Origin of the sequence: Uliginosibacterium aquaticum, assembly GCF_012972705.2 — a bacterium.
Lineage (GTDB): Bacteria > Pseudomonadota > Gammaproteobacteria > Burkholderiales > Rhodocyclaceae > Uliginosibacterium > Uliginosibacterium aquaticum.
On the sequence record NZ_JABCSC020000005.1, the window covers coordinates 83,853 to 101,787 of the forward strand.

Consider the following 17,935-nt stretch of genomic DNA (forward strand, 5'->3'; position numbering starts at 1 on the left):
ATGGCTCACGACATCCTTGCCCTGCGCGCACGGTTTGCGCATCTGGCCGAGTTTGCCTGGCATGAGACCTGGCCTCTGAGCGAGCATCAGGCCGAAGCGGCCGTATTGTTGCCGGTGCGCTCAGCCGAGAATGGCTTGCAGGTACTGCTGACCCGGCGTACCGATCATCTCAATCACCATGCGGGGCAGATCAGTTTTCCGGGCGGCCGTCGTGAAGAGGCGGACACTTCCTTGATCCAGACCGCCCTGCGTGAATCGCAGGAGGAGATTGGTCTCGACCCGGCTTGCGTCGAAGTGCTTGGAGTGTTGCCGGAGTTTGGGACGCCGAGTGGTTTTCGCATTACGCCGGTCGTTGGCCTGCTGCTCGGAGATCCCGCGTTACGCCTGGATGATTTCGAAGTAGCCGAGGTTTTCGAGGTGCCGCTGGAATTCCTGCTGCAACGCGAAAATTACCAGTTGCATCGCGTTCGCTGGCGTGAGGGCGAGCGCCGTGTTCATGCCGTACCGCATGGAGGGCGTTTCATCTGGGGCGCCACGGCAGGAATCCTGGCCATGTTTGCGGCTTTCCTGCTCGATGATGTGACCAAAGCGCCACAAGGCCGGGCGGGCTGACGGGGCCTATGCTATCTTCCCCGCCTGCGCCCTGATGGCAAGGCGCTTTCCCGAGATTCTTCCGCTGGTTTTCCGATGACCCTGCTCGCGATCATCCTCACGCTGGTTCTTGAACAGTTCCGCCCGCTGAATGCGACACGCTTTCTCTATCCGGCGCTGGCCGCGCTAGGGCGTTTCTTCGAAGGGCGCTTCAACGATGGCAAAGCCCACCACGGCATGATTGCGTGGTGTGTGATGGTGCTGCCGCCGGTGCTGCTATCGGCCCTGATCCATTTTCTGCTCTATGCCATCCATCCGCTCGCCGCGCTGCTCTTCAACATTGCGCTGCTCTATTGCACGATGGGTTTTCGTCACAGCAGTCACTACTTCACGCGCATCCATGCGGCCTTGCGAGCGCAGGATCTGCAGCATGCGCGCAAGCTGATCGGTGAATGGCGTGGCCATCTGCATGATCAGAGCAGTAGCGAGGAAATCGTGCGCCTCACGCTCGAGAAGGGCATTGTCGGTGCTCATCGTCAGGTGTTCGCGATTGTTGTCTGTTTCCTGCTTCTGCCGGGGCCCAGTGGCGCAGTGTTGTATCGCATGGCGGATTTTTTCAACCGCGAATGGGGCGCGCGTAGTGATCCGGAGATCGGTGATTTCGGTGCATTCGCACGGCGTGCCTTTGCGGTGATCGAATGGCTGCCAGCACGGATTACCGCGATGGCTTTTGCCATTGTGGGTGACTTTGAAGATGCCGCGCACTGCTGGCGGACCCAGGCAAGCAGCTGGCCGGACCGCAACGAAGGCATTCTCATCTCTGCGGGTGCGGGGGCACTGGGTGTGCAGGTCGGCCAACCGGTGCAGGAGAGCGGCGAAATTCTGGATCGACCGCTCCTGGGCGCGGGCGACGAGGCTGAAGTTGCCTATCTGCAGAGCTTTGTGGGGCTCGTGCGGCGCACTCTGGTGCTCAACGTGCTGGCGCTGGTGTTCCTGAGTCTGTCCCGCCTGGCTGCCTAATCAGGTTTCGCGCCAGGCGCTGAGCGCCGCCTCGAGTTGCGCCAGATGTTGCGCATCGAGACTGTCGAACTCCTGATAGCCGCTCCAGTTTTCGCGGAATTGCCGCAGCCAGGTGATCTGGCGTTTGGCCAGTTGGCGGGTGGCGGCAATGCCTTTTTCGCGCATTGTGGCGGCATCCACTTCGCCGTCGAGGTATTCCCACATCTGGCGATAGCCAACGCAACGCATCGAGGTCATTTCGATGTCCAGGCGATAGCGCGTGCGTAATTGCCTAACTTCCTCTTCAAAGCCCTCATCCAGCATGGCATCGAAGCGCTGGGCGATGCGGGTGTGCAGTACGCTACGTTCAGCTGGCTGGAGCGCCAGTGGCAGGTAGTCAATGGCTGGGCTCGTGCTCTCACGCTGGGCGTAGCTCTCCGCCAGGGGGCGGCCGGTCAGGCGTACAACTTCCAGCGCGCGCTGAATGCGCTGGGCATCATTCGGATTCAGGCGGCTGGCAGCGGCCGCATCAAGGCGGGCGAGTTCCGCGTGCAGGGCTGGCCAGCCTGCACGAGCAGCATGCTCTTCGATCTCCTGCCGCAGGGCGGCATCAGCCTGCGGCAAGTCCGATAGTCCTTCTAGCAATGCCTTGAAATACAGCATGGTGCCGCCAGCCAGCACGGGCAGCTGGCCGCGGGCGCAGATCTCGCCGATGAGGCGCTGGGCATCACTGCAAAAACGCGCGGCTGAGTAAGCTTCTTCCGGCGTGATGATGTCGATGAGATGATGCGGACATTGCGCCAGTTCTTCCTCGTCCGGCTTGGCTGTGCCGATGTTCATGTCGCGGAACACCAGGGCGGAATCCACGCTGATGATCTCGATCGGCGACTGACGGGCCAGATGCAGGGCGGCGGCAGTCTTGCCGCTGGCGGTAGGGCCCATCAGGAGAACAGCTTGCAGGCGGGTATCGGACATCAGGACAGGAGCGTAAGGATGTACAGGATTGTGGCGGTGTTGGGATTGATGGTCGGGTTGCTAGGCAGCCCTTTCGCATTGGCAAGTGAGCGCCTGATGCTGTGGGAGGCCAGCAGTGCGAAGGGCACAGTGTACTTGTTCGGATCGATCCACGTCTGCAAGGCGAGCTGCTTTCCTTTGAGCGCCAGTGTGACGCGTCGCCTGGATGCCAGTGATGCACTGGTGCTGGAACTTGATCCGGCTCGCAGTGAAGCCCAACTGGGCTTGCTGACAGCTGGCATGTATCCGGCGGGCGATAGCCTGCAGCGGAAAATGTCAGCCGGGCAATGGCAGGTACTGGAGCGCAGTCTCGAAAAATTGGGCTTGCCAGCACCCATGATGGCGGGCTTTCGTCCCTGGATGCTGAGTCTGACCATCACTCTGCAGGCTGCGCAGCAGGCCGGTTTTGATGTCTCACAGGGGATCGATCTGTGGGCCTTGGAACGCGCTCGCGCGCAAGGCAAGAAGGTGCTGGAGCTTGAAAGCGTGGAACGCCAGATTGCGGCGGCTTCTGCTGGCAGTGAGCACGAGCAGCTTGAGGCGCTGCAGCTCTTGCTGCAACAGGTGAATGCCGGCCGTTTGCCCGGCATGTTCGAGGAAATGCGCCAAGCTTGGCAGCGGGGCGATACCAGCGCCCTTGAACGTTTGACGGCAGAAGGTGCGCCGAAAGGCTCGAGCATTACTTATGAATTGCTGGATCGGCGCAACGCTGAAATGGCCGACAAGCTGCAGAAGCAATTCCTGCCCGCCTCACGCAAACTCTTTGTGGTGGTTGGCGCAGCGCATCTGGTCGGCCCCAAAGGGGTGCCGGCCCTGCTGGCGCAGCAAGGCTTCAAGCTGCGCCAGCTGAGCGACGGGGACTGATTTCAGGCCGCCACCGAAGTAATACTTCGTGCCATGCGCTGTAGTGCGGCGGGAGGCCTGTCTTGGCGTATTGTTTCAAAAGAAGGATGAAGGCGCTTTGTTAAGCGCCTGTCAGCCTTATTCCCCGGCGATGGTCATTTTGCCGATTACCAGCGAGGGGCATTGTTTGCCACCACGGACAATCGTGTCATTGCCGATGGCAACGATGTTGCGGAACATATCGCGCAGATTGCCGGCAATGGTGATTTCCTGCACCGGGTAGCAGATCTCTCCGTTTTCAATCCAGTACCCGGCTGCGCCACGGGAGTAATCCCCTGTAACGTAATTCACGCCCTGGCCCAGCAGTTCGGTGACCAAGAGGCCGCGGCCGATCTCGCGCGCCAGCTCGTAAAGGCTCTTGTCGCCGGCGCGCAGGATCAGGTTGTGACAGCCGCCGGCATTGCCCGTGGTCTGCATGCCCAGCTTGCGGGCCGAATAGCTGCCGAGGAAATAGCCATTGAGCACGCCGGCGTCCACCAGTTTGCGCTCGCGCGTTGCCACGCCTTCATCGTCGAAAGGGGTGCTGCCGAGCGCCTTTGGGATATGCGGCAATTCGTCGATATGGACGTTGGCGGAGAATACTGGTTTGCCAAGCGAATCCATCAGGAAGCTGGCCTTTCGATAGAGACTGCCGCCGCTGACGGCCTGCACGAAGCTACCCAGAAGGCCACAGGCTTGCGGCGCTTCGAAGATCACCGGGACTTCACAGGTCTTGATGCGACGCGATCCCAGGCGTGAGAGTGCGCGACGCGCGGCGTAGTCGCCGATGGCGGCAGGATCGGCGAGCTCCTGTGGATCGCGCATCGAGCTGTACCAGTCACCTGTTTGCATCGAATCACCTTCGCCGGCAATCACGCCGACCGAAACAGAATGGCGGGAAGTGGCGAAGCCGGCACAGAAGCCCAGGCTGTTGGCTGCCATGAACTGGGATTGCTGGGCATAGACGCTGGCGCCATCCGAGTTACGGATTTCAGGGCTGACCGCAAACGCAGCGGATTCACAGCGCTGGGCAATTTCGGCGGCCTGGTCGGTGTCAATCCGCCAGGGATGGTAGAGATCGAGGTCCATCTTCTTTCCGCGCCACAGCAAGGCTTCGTCGGCGAGGCCCGCGGCCGGATCAGGGGCGGTAAAACTGGCGATCGACAGAGCAGCGTCCACGGTGGCATGTAAGGCCTCGCGCGAGAAGTCCGATGAGCTGGCATGGCCGCGCTGCTGTCCTTGATAGACCGTGACGCCGATGCCTTTGTCACGGTTGTACTCGATGGTTTCTAGATTGCCACAGCGGACGGTGACCGTCTGACCAAAGCCTTCGGAAATGTCGGTTTCGCAGGCGCTGGCGCCACGCGAAGCCGCGTAGGCGAGGATGTCCTGGGAAATGTCGTGAAGTTCGGACTGGGAATAGCTGAAGCTGTTGTTCTTCCTGGACATGAGGAGGGGGATGCAGATGCGAGGGGCTATAATCTTACCGTTTAAGGCCTCTTCAGGCGCATCTCACTGCACTTCAGCTGCTGCAAGGCGGCGTGAGCAGACGCGCCAAACCCCGATATGCACAAGCACGAAGAATCAGAAGACAGTTATTTCGTCTCCAAGTCGCAGAAGAAGCGCGATATGGACGCCCTTCAGGACCTGGGCAAGAAGCTCACGGAATACGGGCCGGCGCGCCTCAAGAAAGTGCCGATGTCCGACAACCTGCGCGAAGCCTTGGTCGAGATGGCCCGCCTCACTGCCAACGGTGCGCGCGCGCGTCAGCTCCAGTACATCGGCAAGTTAATGCGCAGCGAAGAAATCGGCCCGATCCAGGCCGCTCTGGATGTGATCGAGGGCAAGTCTCACGCCGAAGTGGCGCGCATGCATCGCCTCGAAAAATTGCGCGAGCGCTTTCTTGAAGACGAGACCATGCTGACCGAAATCGGCAACCTCTATCCGGCTGCCGATCTGCACCGGATGCGCCAGTTACGCCGTAATGCAATCAAGGAGCGCAGCGAGAACAAGCCGCCGAAGGCCTACCGCGAAATTTTCCAGATTCTGCGCGAGATGGAAGAGGGCGGAGTCGCTACCGAGCATCCGCACCACCATAGTGAGGACGAGGGGCATGATCACGCAGGTCACCACGGTGAGTGAGGGTTTGCGCATCGGCCTCGTGTCGATCAGTGACCGGGCGTCCACCGGAGTCTATGAGGACAAGGGCATTCCGGCGCTGCTGGAGTGGTTTGCCGCTGCGCTGCACTCTCCGTGGCGAGCCGAACAGCGATTGATCCCGGATGAACAGGCTGTAATCGAACAGACCCTGATCGAGTTGGCTGATGTGGCCGGCTGTCATTTGATCGTGACTACTGGCGGCACCGGCCCGGCGCTGCGTGATGTAACGCCGGAAGCCACTCTGGCCGTGGCGCACAAGGAAATGCCGGGCTTTGGTGAGGAAATGCGGCGGATCTCGCGGCATTTCGTACCGACGGCAATTCTGTCACGGCAGACTGCCGTCATCCGTGGCCAGAGTCTGATCATCAATCTGCCGGGGCAGCCCAAGGCGATCCGCGAAACGCTCGAAGGTCTGCGTGACGCGGAAGGCAAATTGCTGGTGGAAGGCATTTTCGCCGCAGTGCCTTATTGCCTTGATCTGATCGGCGGTCCCTATGTCGAAACCCGGTCGGATGTCTGCAAGGCTTTTCGTCCGAAGAGTGCGCAGCGGCCAACCGCCAGCGGCGCAGCATAAGTCCTGGAATTGCTCATGCGCAGCCTGATCCTTGCCCTTGCTCTCCTGTTCTCATGTGTTGCATCAGCGGCCGAGCTTCGTCCTCGTGTGGCGCTTGTGCTCGGTGGCGGTGGGGCGCGTGGCGCTGCCCATATCGGGGTGCTGGAAGTGCTCGAGCGCGAACGGATTCCGATCGATTGCGTGGCAGGCACCAGCATGGGTGCTCTTGTTGCAGGGGCCTTTGCAGTTGGTCTGAAGCCGGATGAAATGCGCAAGATGCTGGCCTCGGCGGACTGGGTGGATATGTTTCAGGACAATCCGGCCTATTCGGAGCTCAGTTATCGCAATCATGTCGTATCGCAGCGCTATCTGCCGGGTTCGGAAACCGGCGTAACCGGCAAGGGCCTGCAGTATCAGCCTGGCGTGGTCGCCGGGCAGAAGATCAAGTTGTTCTTCAACCGGGTGGTGCGTGCCGAGTACGGCGAGCCGATGATTGAAAAGCTATCGATGCCGCTGGCCATCATCGCCACGGATATCGGGACCGGGGATCGGGTGGTGTTTCGGGATGGGAGCCTGACCCTGGCCATGCGTGCCAGCATGTCGGTGCCGGGCCTGCTTTCGCCGGTCACTTATCGCGATCGCAAGTTCGTGGATGGCGGCCTGGTGGACAACCTGCCGGTGCAGGAGGCTCGCACGTTGTGCAATGCGGACACCGTGATCGCCATTAATGTCGGCTCGCCCTTGCTCAAGGCTGAGGATGTCGGCTCCTTGATCAGTGTGTCGGCGCAGATGATCAACATCCTCACCGAACAGAACGTGGCACGTTCCATCGCGAGCATCGACAAGGAGCGCGATATCTATCTGCGGCCGGATCTTGAAGGTCTCGGTGCGGGGGATTTCCCACGTAATTCAGAAATCGCGGATCGTGGCCGCAAAGCCGCCGAGTCCATCGTGCCGCAACTGCGCCGCCTGGCTGTATCTGAGGACGCTTATGTGGCCTGGCGGACGCAGTTTGAGGCGCGCCCCACTGAGCGCGCGCCGATCAGCGAGGTGCAGGTCGCTGAACTGAAATATGTGCATCCGGAAGCGGTTACGCGCCATCTCAAACAGAAAAATGGCAAGGAGCTGGAGCCGAGCATGATCGAGAAAGACCTGTTGCGTGTCTATGGCGACGGGGCTTACGAATCGGTCGATTACAGTGTGCAGAGCGAGCGAGATAAAAACATCCTGAAAGTGATGCCGGTCGAGAAGTCCTGGGGTCCGGATTACATGCGTTTCGGCATGAGGCTGGATAGCGTGCTGGGGAGCGATGCTACCTTCAGCTTGCGTGGTGCCTATCACAAGACCTGGTTGAATTCGCTGGGCGGAGAACTGCTGTTCACTGGCGAGGTGGGGCATACCGCAGCCGTTGGTGTGGATTGGTATCAACCTGTCGAACCCCTGCAGCGCTTCTTCGTGGAGCCGGCGATGATGTTCCGGCGTACACGTCAGGATATCTACCAGAACGACAAACGCTATTCCGAGTATCAGCTGCGTACTTTTGAGGGGCGGGTGGCAGGCGGGCTTGCTCTCGGATCCGTCGGTCAGTTACGTGCGGGCTGGCTGACCAGGATGAGCGAATACGAGTTTGATACCGGCATCCCGCTCATGCCGAACACGCGCACCTGGACCAGTGGCGGGGAGCTGCGCGCCGACATGGACCAGTTCGACCGCCTGTATTTCCCGCAGCGGGGCTGGGCATTCAGTGCCAGTTATTTCGAATCGCTGAACGAGAATTACAGCAAGGTCGCCGGTGAGGCGAAAGCCGCTCACACGTGGAATGATTTCGTTCTGAATGGCCAGGTGCGCTTGGTGGACTCTCCAAGTGGGCAGCTGCCCTTGTACGATGCAGCCAAGCTGGGAGGCTTCAAGAACCTCTCCGGGTTTTACAACGATCAGATGCTGGGCGATTCCTTGCGTTTTGGTCTGATTGGTGTGGAGCGCATCGTCGGGCGCATGCCACTGGGTATGCGCGGCGATCTACGTTTCGGGGCCACCATGGAAATGGGCCGGATGGGTTACCGCTATACCGAAACTCAGCGCGCGGGCTGGCAGCAAGCCAATGCCGTCTATTTCGGCGGCGAAACACCTTTCGGCCTGATGTATCTTGGCTGGGGGCATGTGCGCAATGCTCCTTCGCACTGGTACCTGTTCATCGGCACGCCCTGAAACAGTCCAGTCATGTGACGCTTCATGAAACCGTAATACTCAAGGCGGATCATCACGGTTGGCCCGGCAAGCGCAGGGCATTCACCGTCCGATGACCACTGGAGTTCTTCATGCGTTCGATTCTTGTTGCTTCGCTGTTCCTGTTGACCGCTGCCTGTGCCAGCAGCCCCGAAACCCAACCGGCTCCGGTTGCTGCAGTAGCGCCCGCGCCGGTGGCCGCTGCCGCACCCGCAGTGGCCGCGCCCCAGTGCTACAACGGCGATCTGGGCAACTTCCAGGCCGTGGGAACGGTGGCCAGCGTGTCTGGCGTGAAGGTGCAGTGCAAGCTCACCAGCGATGGTAAGGGGGCTTCCTGGAATACGGCCAAGTAAGGCCGGTTTCAGCCAAGGTGTATTCGGGCAGCTGCGGCTGCCCGTTTTCATTGGCGGACGGCCTGAAGGGCTTGGCGCCAGTGTTGCAGCTTGGCTTCCGGTCGCAGGCTGGCGTGTGCGGGAGAGGTCGAGGGCAGGCGCTGCAGGCGTAGCCTCCCAGGCAATATGCTTATAGCCACATGTTTGCGGAACAACTGCTCTGCGGCCGAACCGTTGAAGAAGATCTCTTGTAGCTTAGGATGCGTCGTGAAAAAGTGGCTGAAATCGTTCACCACGATACTGTCGCGCTCGATCGCAGAGTCTAGGCTGCCTTGCCGGTTGCAGCTCTTCAGCACATCCCACACGGCGATGCCGGCTGCGTTGAGTCTGTCGCAGCGGCTGGCGTAGTCGAGCGTGGGGTCAAAGCCGAGGAGGCTGGCCATGATCGGCCAGAACTGGTTGTGCGGATGCGCGTAGTAGCGCTGTGCGCCAAGGGAAGCCGCGCCCGGCATGCTGCCGAGGATCAGGATTTTCGCCTCTGGTGTGGCGATTGGAGGAAACGCTTCCAGGCGGGTCATCACACGATATAGCCTGGCCCGTCTCCCATGCGACGGTTCATCTCGGCCTTCATCTCTGCACTCACCCCACCGCGAAGGGTGTAGGCCTCGCCAAAATTCGGCGCGCTTCTCATCAACTGGCGTTGGCGCTCCAGATAATCGGCGCTGCTGCCCAGAACCCGGGCGGGATTGCCGGCTGCCAGTTGCCCCGAGGGGATGTTGTGCGTCACCACACTGCCCGCACCGATGATCACATCATCGCCGATCTTCACGCCGGGAAGGACGATGCTGCCGGCGCCAATGAACACCCGGCTGCCGATCTCGAGCTTGCCGAGCCGTACATGGCCCAGCGCACGTTTGGTGCTGGCGTCATGCGCCAGCAAGGTGACGTTGGGGCCGAGGGTGACGTCGTCGCCGATGCGGATGTGCCAGCAGTGGCTGGCATCGATGGTGCAGCCGTCCTGCATGTAGAAGTTGCGGCCGACCTTCAGCCCGCGCGCGATCAGGCGGGCCAAGGGATCACGACCAGTGATACGGCGATAGAAGCGGCGCAAAAGGGCGATCATGCTGGCGACTATTCCGTGCCGAAGGCGAGTCGAGTGGGCGGGCGGATCACGAAACGGGCCGGGTCCATGGCTTCAGCCAGCTCGCTTTCGATCGGCAGAGGCTCACCACACATGCGGGCGGCCAGCAATTCGCCGCACAAACTGCTCCAGACTAGGCCGCGAGCGCCGAAGCCGGTCAGCATCCACAAGCCTTCGGTGCGCGGCAGGCTATCCAGATTGAAGCCATCGCCATGGGTCACGGCGGGCAACTGGCCGACCATCGGCAAACGGTCCAGCGACACCGGGCGCAGGCTGACTCTGCCTTCCAGCTCCGTGCTGCCGAGTTCGCCCGCCATGCCCGGCAGCATGCGGCCGAGCTTGGCGAGGTTTTCGGCATGTTCGTCTTCACGCAAGGCCAGGTCGAAATCATCGACGACAAAACTCGCGCCGAGTGCGGCATGGCCGCCGATGCCTGGCGTGATATAGCCCTGACCGCACACCACCACACCCAGCGGTGCGAGCTGAGCCATCGGCAGATGACTGACCTGGCCACGTGCGGCGCGCAGCGGCAACCAGTCAGCTTCTGCCAGGCGGCGCACATCGTGGGCGTTGGCGAGGACCACCTGCGGTGCCGCAGCGAGGACAGCGCCATCGCTGGCCAGTGCTTGCCACGCTCCAGCTTCGCGACGCAGTCTGGCGACAGACAGGCCCGCGTGTAGACGGATGCGCGCACTACCTGCCGCGATATTTGCAGCGACCAGACTGCGTGGCTGGATCCAGCCTCCCCGTGGAAACCACCAGCCACCGAATGAGGCGGTATGGCCTGCCTTGAGGGTGGCTTCGGCGGCATTCACCCAGCCCAGATAAGCGCTCGGGAAGGCCAGGCTTTCGCACACAGTTTGTTGCTTACGCTCCTGATCAGCACTGCGGGCCAGATGCAGCACGCCGCAGGGTTCCCATAGAACTTCATGGCCCCGCGCCTGCAAGCTGGCCAGATGCTGCAGACCGTAGAAAAAGCCGGCTCGGGTGATACGCGAGAGCAGATTGTCGTCCTTGCTCGGCAGCGGGCGAAAAGCTCCTGCCAGATTGCCAGAGGCGCCCTGCGCGATGTCTTCCTGGGCTTCCAGAATGTCGACGCTGAAGCCACGTGCCGCGAGGCGTTCGGCAATTGCCGAGCCTGCGAGCCCCGCTCCGATCACCAGTACGCGACGTTCTGAGATTGCGGCCAAGGGCGGCCGGTTCGCACGATAATGACCGCGCAGCATTTCGCGTTTGCCGGAGAAGCCTTGAGTCTTTTCGACTACAAATCCCGCTTGGGTGAGACCTTCACGCACGGCAGAGGAAACGGACCAGGTTGCCAGGGTGGTGTCGCTGTCGGCCAGACTGGCTAGTGCCCGGAATACCCCATCTGACCACATTTGTGGATTCTTCGCCGGCGCGAAGCCGTCCAGAAAGATGGCGTTTGCGCGCCCAGCAATCTGCTGCAAGGCTTGCTCGGCCTCGCCGAAAAGCAGGCTCAGGATCACACGGCCGCCGTCGAATTCGATCCGGTGCATGCCCGGAAGTGGCAAAGGCCAGCGTGAGCAGAGCTGTTCAGCCAGTTCGGTGGGGGCCCCGGAGCACGCCAGTCCGCTGGTAAGGTCCGTTGCGGTGAAGGGGTGTTTTTCGACCGAGATGAAATGCAGGCGCTTACAGGCTTGCGCGTCGGCGCGCCAAGCTTGCCAGGTGGCGAGAAAATTGTTGCCAAGGCCGAAGCCGGTTTCAACGATGACGAAAGTTTCGCGTCCCTGCCAGCGGAGGGGCAGGCCGTTGCCGGCCAGGAAGACGTGCTCAGCCTGGGCCAGCGCGCCACTGGCCGAATGGTAGACGTCGCCATACTCGCTGGAGAACGGGACGCCTTCGGCGGAGAACTGCAGGGAGGCGGGCTGGAGCGGTGTCACAGATTTGAGGGATTCGGAAGTCGCGGAAGTTTAGCAGGCGCGGACAGTAAAAAGCCCCGCACACGGCGGGGCTTGGATGAAACGTTTGTCCATTGCCAGACTCAAGATGTTGCCAAAGATGGCTTCGGTCCGGAACAGGAATCAGAACTGGAAGTAGGCCTCGGCGTTCTTGTAGCAAATGCCTTCGATGATCTTTTGCAGCTGTGCCCAGTCCTGCGGGTATTCGCCGTTTTCGACCCAGCCGCCAATCATGTTGCAGAGGATGCGGCGGAAGTATTCGTGGCGGGTGTAGGACAGGAAGCTGCGCGAATCCGTCAGCATGCCGATGAAGGCGCCGAGGTTGCCGAGTTGCGACAGCGCGGTCAGCTGGCGCGTCATGCCGTCCTTCTGGTCTAGGAACCACCAGCCCGAGCCGAACTGCATCTTGCCGACGACCTTGCCGTCCTGGAAGTTGCCGATCATGGTGGCCAGCACTTCGTTGTGCATCGGGTTCAGGTTGTAGAGGATGGTCTTCGGCAGTTGATCATCGCCATCCAGCGCATCGAGGAAGCGTGAGAGCTTGGCGGCGATGATGTCATCGGCGATCGAGTCGAAGCCGGTGTCCGGGCCAAGGTTGCGGAACTGGCGGGCGCTGTTGTTGCGCTGCGCGCCGATGTGCAGTTGCATGGCCCAGCCTCGTTGGGCGTAGCGGCGGCCCAGATGCAGCATGATGCCGGTCTTGTAGGCGTCGGCCTCATCACGGCTCACTGCCTCATTGTTCATGGCTTTGGCGAGGATGCCGGACAGCGAGGCCTCCGACGCTTCGGCAAAGAAGGCGACGTCGATGGCATGGTCCGAGACCTTGCAGCCGTGGGCGGCGAAGTAGTCCAGACGGGCATCCAGCGCACGGGTTACGTCGGCAAAGCTGTTGATCGCCACACCAGACACGGTGGCGAGCTTACGGATGTAGTCCTGGAAGCCAACGCGGTCGATGTTGAAAGCCTTGTCAGGGCGGAAGGTGGGCAGCACCTTCACTTCGAAGCCGTCGGCGGCGATGGCCTTGTGATGTTCCAGCGTATCGACAGGATCATCGGTGGTGCACACCACGCGCACCTTGGAGCGCAGCATCAGACCACGCGCGGAGAGCTCCGGCGTGCCGATCAGGCTGTTGCAGTGCTTCCACAGTTCGTCAGCGCTGGCGGCGGAAACCAGGGTCTTGGTGCCGAAATAGCGTTGCAGCTCCAGGTGGCTCCAATGATAGAGCGGGTTGCCCACCCCCATCGGCAGCACTTCACAGAACTTGCGGAATTTGGCCTCATCCGGCTGATTGCCGGTCATGAAATCCTCGGTGACGCCAGACGAGCGCATGAAGCGCCACTTGTAGTGGTCGCCGCCGAGCCAGATTTCGGTGATGTTCTTGAACTGCTTGTTGCCGGAGATCTGCTCGGGAGGCAGGTGGCAGTGGTAGTCGATGATCGGTTGCGGCGCGGCGAACTCGTGGTAGAGCTTCTGTGCGGTGGCGGACTCGAGCAGGAAGTTCTCGTCCATGAAAGTTTTGGCCATGCTTTGATCTCCTGAAGTGCGCGAGGGCCGCTGTGATCTACCGGGGCCGCAAGCGAAAAGCTGATTATGTTGTCTGACCAATTATGCCATAAGCCCGGATTTACCCTAAGTTGTCTGACTAAGTTTTGCGTGAGTGGCCCGATTTCTGCCAGTAGCCGAATGCTTCCTCATGCACTTCGATGTCGACTTCCGCCACCCGGGCCTGAATCTGCGCCTGTACATCGCTGACCGCCTTGTTGTAGATGAGGGGGCCAATCTCTTCCAGGAAGAAACCGAGCAGCCCTCCGGCAGCCAGATTGCTGATCGGCTCTTCCATGTGGGTCATGAAATAGCGTTCGATCGAAGCAATCGCCTGCTGGCGGGCCTCCTTTGAAATCTCAATGCTCATGGGGCTCTCTGCAGGCGAGGGTTCAAACCCCGGCGTAAGCCGAGAAACCGCCATCCACAGCGATGATCGAACCGGTGACGAAGCCGGAGGCCTTGGGCTCCACCAGCCACAGCAGCGCACCGATCAGCTCATTGGCTTCGCCAAAGCGACGCATCGGCGTCTGGGCGATCACTTTCTGCGCGCGCGGGGTGTAGTTGCCGTCGTCCTGCAGCATCAGCTTGCGGTTCTGTTCGGTGATGAAGAAGCCCGGCGCAATGGCATTCACCCGCACACCACTCTGGCCCAGATGCACCGCCAGCCACTGGGTGAAGTTGCTCACTGCCGCTTTGGCGCCGCTGTAGGCCGCGACCTTGGTTAGGGGCTTTAGGGCCGACATCGAGGAGATGTTGATGATCGAGCAGCCCGCGCGGCCCAGCATCTGTTTGGCGAAAACCTGACTGGGCAGCAAAGTGCCCATCAGGTTCAGATCGAACACGAACTTGAAGCCTTCCATGTCCAGATCGAAGAAGCTGCTGCCGCTGCCTTCGGTGTCCAGGTACTCCTGATCGGTGATGCCCTTCGGATGGTTGCCGCCCGCGCCATTGATCAGGATGTCGCAAGGGCCGAAGCTACTGGCGATGTGTGCTGCGGCGTTTTCGAGCGCAGTGCGGTCCAGCACATTGCAGGATAGGCCTTGGGCGATACCCCCCGTGGCTTCGATCTCGCTGGCCAGTGCCTCGGCCTTGGCCAGATCGCGACCGATGATCACGACTTTGGCTCCACAGGTAGCCAACGCACGGCACATCGCCGCGCCGAGCACGCCGGCACCGCCGGTGACGACGGCGACTTTGTTGTTCAGGTCAATCGAGAAGGGTAGGGCATTATCAGCGGCGCTCATGCGGCATCTTTCTGTTCAGTATTGGCGGGAACGAACTTGGTGATGGCTTCCCACAGCCCGTTGAGGTAGACGGCACCTAGTGCGCGGTCATACAGACCGTAGCCGGGCTTGCCGGTTTCGCCCCAGATCATGCGACCGTGGTCCGGGCGCACATAACCTTCAAAGCCTATCTCATGGTAGGCCCGCAGGATGCGAGCCATATCAAGCGAACCGGTGCAGGACAGGTGCGGCGCCTCAAAGAAGCTGCCGTCGGCCTCGACTGCCACATTGCGCAGGTGGCCGAAGTGGATGCGGCCCATGCCGCCGAACTCGCGCACCAGCGATTCGATGTTGTTGCACAGATCCGCGCCGAGTGAACCGGAGCAGAGGGTGATGCCATTGGCGGGCGAATCCACGATCTTCACCAGGCGGGCCAGATCGTCACGATTCTTGACGATGCGCGGCAGGCCGAAAATCGGGCGCGGGGGGTCATCCGGATGCATGGCCATCTTCACGCCGACTTCTTCGGCGATCGGGATGATGGCCTTCAGGAAGTATTCCAGATTGGCCCACAGCTGCTCTTCGCCGACAGCAGCATACTCATCGAGCAGTGCGCGTAGCTGGTCGGCTTGATAGCTGCTGTCCCAGCCGGGCAGGGAGATGCCCTTGGAAATGTCCAGCTTTTCGATGGCCGCAGCGTCAAAGGAAAGCGTCGTGGAACCGTCCGGTAGTTCTTTGGCGAGCTCGGTCCGGGTCCAGTCGAAGACCGGCATAAAGTTATAGCAGATCACCTTCACACCAACGGCAGCGCAATTGCGGATGTTCTGCTGGTAGTTGGCAATCAAGCGATCGCGCGTGGGTTTGCCAAGCTTGATGTCTTCATGCACTGGCACACTCTCGACCACCTCGAATTTCAGGCCCACGCCCTCGATGCGCGCCTTGAGCTTGTGCAGACTCTCCAGTGGCCACACTTCACCGACCGGCACGTCGTAAATGGCCGACACGATGCCGTACATGCCGGGGATCTGGCGAATGTATTCCAGCTTGACCGGGTCGGTTTCACCATACCAGCGGAAGGTCATCTTCATTGCGTATCTCCTGTGGCTCAACTAACTTGTATGGTAGTATAGCAGCGAGTTTTTGAGGGTCAACGAAATCATGAAAAGCATTCCGCAACGTGCCGCATCGATCGGCGCCCAGCTTCACCAGGCCTTGCGAGACGCCATCGTGCGCGCCGAACTGAAGCCGGGTACGGCCTTGTCTGAAGCCGAGATTGCGGTGCGCTACACCGTCAGCCGCCAGCCGGTGCGCGAGGCCTTCATTCGTCTGGCGCAGGAAGATCTGGTCGAAATTCGCCCGCAGCGTGGCACCTATGTGAAACGCATCGTGATGGCAGACGTGCTGGACGCGCGCTTTGTGCGCGAGGCGATCGAAGTGGCGGTGGCGCGTGAGGCAGCGCTGAAAGCCGATGAGCCGGCCATCGAGCGGCTGCGTGCAACGCTGCGGGCGCAGGGAGCAGCTTCCGGCAATGCCGAATTTCTCGCCGCCGACGAAGCTATGCACCATGAGATTGCCCTGATTGCAGGGCGCGAGGCCGCCTGGCGAGTGGTGGATCAGGTCAAGGCTCAGATGGACCGGGTGCGCTATCTGAGCTACACCAATGTGAGTCCGGCAGAGCGCCTGATTGCCCAGCACGGGGAGATAGTCGAAGCGATCGCCGCGCATGACGCAGATGCGGCCGAAGCGGCCGTGCGCACCCACATGGCCGAGATCCTGCTGCAGTTGCCGCAACTGGCGGCGCAGTATCCGGAGATGTTTGAATTCTGAAAGTTTGGCGCACAAAAACAAAGCCCGGCCGAGGCCGGGCTTTGCGTTTATGGTTTGGGCGAGTCTCAGCCCGCGCCGTTCTCCAGCCTGGCTTCGCGGGTCATCAGTTGCTCAACGGCGTCACGTGGATTCAGGCGCCCTTCAAGCACGGCATGCACAGCCTCGGTGATCGGCATTTCAACGCCCAGGCTGCGCGCACGCTGCACGACGGTGGCCGTGGTCAGCACTCCTTCCGCGACATGCCCGAGTTCCTGCAGGATCTGCGGCAGCAGCTTGCCTTCGGCCAGTGCCAGACCCACGCGGCGATTGCGCGAGAGGTCGCCGGTCGCGGTGAGGATCAGATCGCCCATGCCGGCGAGGCCCATCAGGGTCTCGCTGCGCCCGCCTAGCGCGGTGCTGAGTCGGGCAATTTCGGCCAGGCCGCGCGTCAGCAGGGCGGCGCGAGCGTTGAAACCGAAGCCGAGCCCGTCTGAGATGCCGGCGGCAATCGCCAGCACGTTTTTGACCGCCGCGCCGATCTCGGCTCCGACGATGTCGTCGTTGGCGTAGAGGCGCAGGCGAGGGTGCATCAACTCACCAGCCCAATGGCGTGCAAAAGCCAGATCGTTCGAGGCTAGGGTGATCGCGCAAGGCAGGCCGATGGCCACTTCCTGCGCAAAGCTGGGCCCGGTCAGTGCACCGCGGCCAGTACTTGGTGCCAGAAACTCGGCGGCCACTTCATGTGGCAATTTGCCGCTGCCCGCTTCAAAGCCCTTGCACACCCACAGCACCGGCAGGGCCGGAAACTCGGCAGCGATACGTTTCAGCGTAGGGCGTAGCCCCGCCACCGGCGTGGCAATCAGGGCCAGATCGGCATCTTTGCAGGCTGTAGCGAAGTCGCCCGTAATGGCGAGCGTTTCATTCAGCGCGATGTCCGGCAGGTAACGACGATTGACGCGCTCGGCCTGCATCTCGGCGACATGATCGGCCTCGATGCTCCACAGCGTGACGCTGTGATTGGAAGAGCAATAGGAATTCGCCAGCGCAGTGCCCCAGGCACCTGCGCCGAGTACGGCAATACGGGACACGTTCAGATTCCCCAGACAGATTTGAGCGACACGTAACCGCTCTGCCCGTCGCGGTGCCGGACTTTTAGCCAGGCCCCGACAGGTTTTTCAAGTACTTCCAGCAACAAGCCCTTGCTGCCCTGAAAGACCAGCGGTGCGGATTCCTCGGCGCGCTGGCGTACCTCCGCCGTAGCTGCACTGACGATGACTTGCTGGCTGTCGCTGATGCTGCCGCGCTCGACCCAGCCCATGCCACCGCCTTGCTCACGCACCTTGAGCCACTTGTCCACCGTCACGATCACTTCGACCGGTGTGCCCTTGAGCAGGATGAACTGCGGCTGCGCCTTGGTGGAGCCGGCGTCATACAAGATGGCATTGTCGGCCAGGGACTTGTACTCAAGCGCCGGCGCCGTGAAGGAAACGGTGGCAGCGCTGCAGGCCAGGATCAGTCTGAGGAATCCGTGCTTCATGCTTTGA

The 17,935-nt window shown here is 61.2% G+C and carries 19 protein-coding genes; 8 read left to right on the top strand and 11 right to left on the bottom strand.

The window, feature by feature from the left end; translation table 11 throughout:
* The gene (locus HJ583_RS17150) at positions 1-612 is read left to right on the top strand and encodes a CoA pyrophosphatase (RefSeq protein WP_170023060.1); all 612 of its coding nucleotides are present in this window, start codon (positions 1-3) and stop codon (positions 610-612) included.
* Positions 613-687: 75 nt separating this feature from the next.
* Positions 688-1,611, top strand: coding sequence for a CobD/CbiB family protein (locus tag HJ583_RS17155; protein WP_170023061.1), 924 nt, complete (start codon positions 688-690; stop codon positions 1,609-1,611).
* Here the strand turns inward: HJ583_RS17155 and miaA are convergent, their stop codons facing one another.
* Positions 1,612-2,565 (bottom strand): tRNA (adenosine(37)-N6)-dimethylallyltransferase MiaA, encoded by a 954-nt coding sequence (gene miaA / locus HJ583_RS17160; protein ID WP_170023062.1) that lies wholly within the window; start codon positions 2,563-2,565, stop codon positions 1,612-1,614.
* Between the two features lie 18 nt (positions 2,566-2,583).
* Here miaA and HJ583_RS17165 point away from each other — a divergent pair, with 18 nt between their 5' ends.
* The gene (locus HJ583_RS17165; protein ID WP_170023063.1) at positions 2,584-3,468 is read left to right on the top strand and encodes a TraB/GumN family protein; all 885 of its coding nucleotides are present in this window, start codon (positions 2,584-2,586) and stop codon (positions 3,466-3,468) included.
* 117 nt (positions 3,469-3,585) lie between these two features.
* On the opposite strand, the gene pmbA is transcribed toward HJ583_RS17165, so the two are convergent.
* Entirely contained in the window at positions 3,586-4,935 is a 1,350-nt protein-coding gene (gene pmbA / locus HJ583_RS17170; protein WP_170023064.1) for a metalloprotease PmbA, read from the bottom strand.
* 117 nt (positions 4,936-5,052) lie between these two features.
* Between pmbA and yjgA the strand changes: the two genes are divergently transcribed.
* The 4 genes from yjgA (at position 5,053) to HJ583_RS17190 (ending at position 8,778) form a co-directional block, all read left to right on the top strand.
* Positions 5,053-5,628, top strand: a complete 576-nt coding sequence (yjgA, locus tag HJ583_RS17175; protein ID WP_170023065.1) for a ribosome biogenesis factor YjgA — start codon at positions 5,053-5,055, stop codon at positions 5,626-5,628.
* Positions 5,621-6,220, top strand: a complete 600-nt coding sequence (gene mog / locus HJ583_RS17180) for a molybdopterin adenylyltransferase (RefSeq protein ID WP_170023152.1) — start codon at positions 5,621-5,623, stop codon at positions 6,218-6,220. The genes yjgA and mog overlap by 8 nt, the downstream gene beginning before the upstream one ends.
* 15 nt (positions 6,221-6,235) lie before the next feature.
* The gene (locus tag HJ583_RS17185; RefSeq protein WP_170023066.1) at positions 6,236-8,407 is read left to right on the top strand and encodes a patatin-like phospholipase family protein; all 2,172 of its coding nucleotides are present in this window, start codon (positions 6,236-6,238) and stop codon (positions 8,405-8,407) included.
* A 110-nt stretch (positions 8,408-8,517) separates the two neighbouring features.
* Entirely contained in the window at positions 8,518-8,778 is a 261-nt protein-coding gene (locus tag HJ583_RS17190; protein WP_170023067.1) for a hypothetical protein, read from the top strand.
* Between the two features lie 47 nt (positions 8,779-8,825).
* Here the strand turns inward: HJ583_RS17190 and HJ583_RS17195 are convergent, their stop codons facing one another.
* From HJ583_RS17195 to uxuA, 7 genes are all read right to left on the bottom strand, one after another.
* Entirely contained in the window at positions 8,826-9,335 is a 510-nt protein-coding gene (locus HJ583_RS17195; protein WP_170023068.1) for a DNA-deoxyinosine glycosylase, read from the bottom strand.
* Positions 9,335-9,880 carry an acyltransferase gene (locus tag HJ583_RS17200; protein WP_170023069.1) on the bottom strand — a complete coding sequence of 182 codons (546 nt, stop codon included), beginning with the start codon at positions 9,878-9,880 and terminating at the stop codon, positions 9,335-9,337. The genes HJ583_RS17195 and HJ583_RS17200 overlap by 1 nt, the downstream gene beginning before the upstream one ends.
* A gap of 8 nt (positions 9,881-9,888) precedes the next feature.
* On the bottom strand, positions 9,889-11,799 hold the full coding sequence (mnmC, locus tag HJ583_RS17205) for a bifunctional tRNA (5-methylaminomethyl-2-thiouridine)(34)-methyltransferase MnmD/FAD-dependent 5-carboxymethylaminomethyl-2-thiouridine(34) oxidoreductase MnmC (protein ID WP_170023070.1): 1,911 nt from the start codon (positions 11,797-11,799) through the stop codon (positions 9,889-9,891).
* A gap of 141 nt (positions 11,800-11,940) precedes the next feature.
* On the bottom strand, positions 11,941-13,341 hold the full coding sequence (gene uxaC, locus HJ583_RS17210) for a glucuronate isomerase (RefSeq protein WP_170023071.1): 1,401 nt from the start codon (positions 13,339-13,341) through the stop codon (positions 11,941-11,943).
* Positions 13,342-13,459: 118 nt separating this feature from the next.
* Complete coding sequence (locus HJ583_RS17215) at positions 13,460-13,729, bottom strand: DUF2164 domain-containing protein (RefSeq protein WP_170023072.1); 270 nt, start codon at positions 13,727-13,729, stop codon at positions 13,460-13,462.
* Between the two features lie 22 nt (positions 13,730-13,751).
* Entirely contained in the window at positions 13,752-14,606 is an 855-nt protein-coding gene (locus HJ583_RS17220) for an SDR family oxidoreductase (RefSeq protein WP_170023073.1), read from the bottom strand.
* Positions 14,603-15,673 (bottom strand): mannonate dehydratase, encoded by a 1,071-nt coding sequence (gene uxuA / locus HJ583_RS17225; protein ID WP_170023074.1) that lies wholly within the window; start codon positions 15,671-15,673, stop codon positions 14,603-14,605. The genes HJ583_RS17220 and uxuA overlap by 4 nt, the downstream gene beginning before the upstream one ends.
* A 70-nt stretch (positions 15,674-15,743) precedes the next feature.
* Here uxuA and HJ583_RS17230 point away from each other — a divergent pair, with 70 nt between their 5' ends.
* Complete coding sequence (locus tag HJ583_RS17230; protein WP_170023075.1) at positions 15,744-16,412, top strand: GntR family transcriptional regulator; 669 nt, start codon at positions 15,744-15,746, stop codon at positions 16,410-16,412.
* Between the two features lie 65 nt (positions 16,413-16,477).
* Here the strand turns inward: HJ583_RS17230 and HJ583_RS17235 are convergent, their stop codons facing one another.
* Both HJ583_RS17235 and HJ583_RS17240 read right to left on the bottom strand, forming a co-directional pair.
* Positions 16,478-17,485 carry an NAD(P)H-dependent glycerol-3-phosphate dehydrogenase gene (locus tag HJ583_RS17235; protein ID WP_170023153.1) on the bottom strand — a complete coding sequence of 336 codons (1,008 nt, stop codon included), beginning with the start codon at positions 17,483-17,485 and terminating at the stop codon, positions 16,478-16,480.
* Positions 17,482-17,928: an SH3 domain-containing protein gene (locus tag HJ583_RS17240; protein WP_170023076.1), complete on the bottom strand. Its 447-nt coding sequence runs from the start codon at positions 17,926-17,928 to the stop codon at positions 17,482-17,484. Before HJ583_RS17240 ends, HJ583_RS17235 begins: the two co-directional genes overlap by 4 nt.
* Between the last annotated feature and the right edge of the window lie 7 nt (positions 17,929-17,935).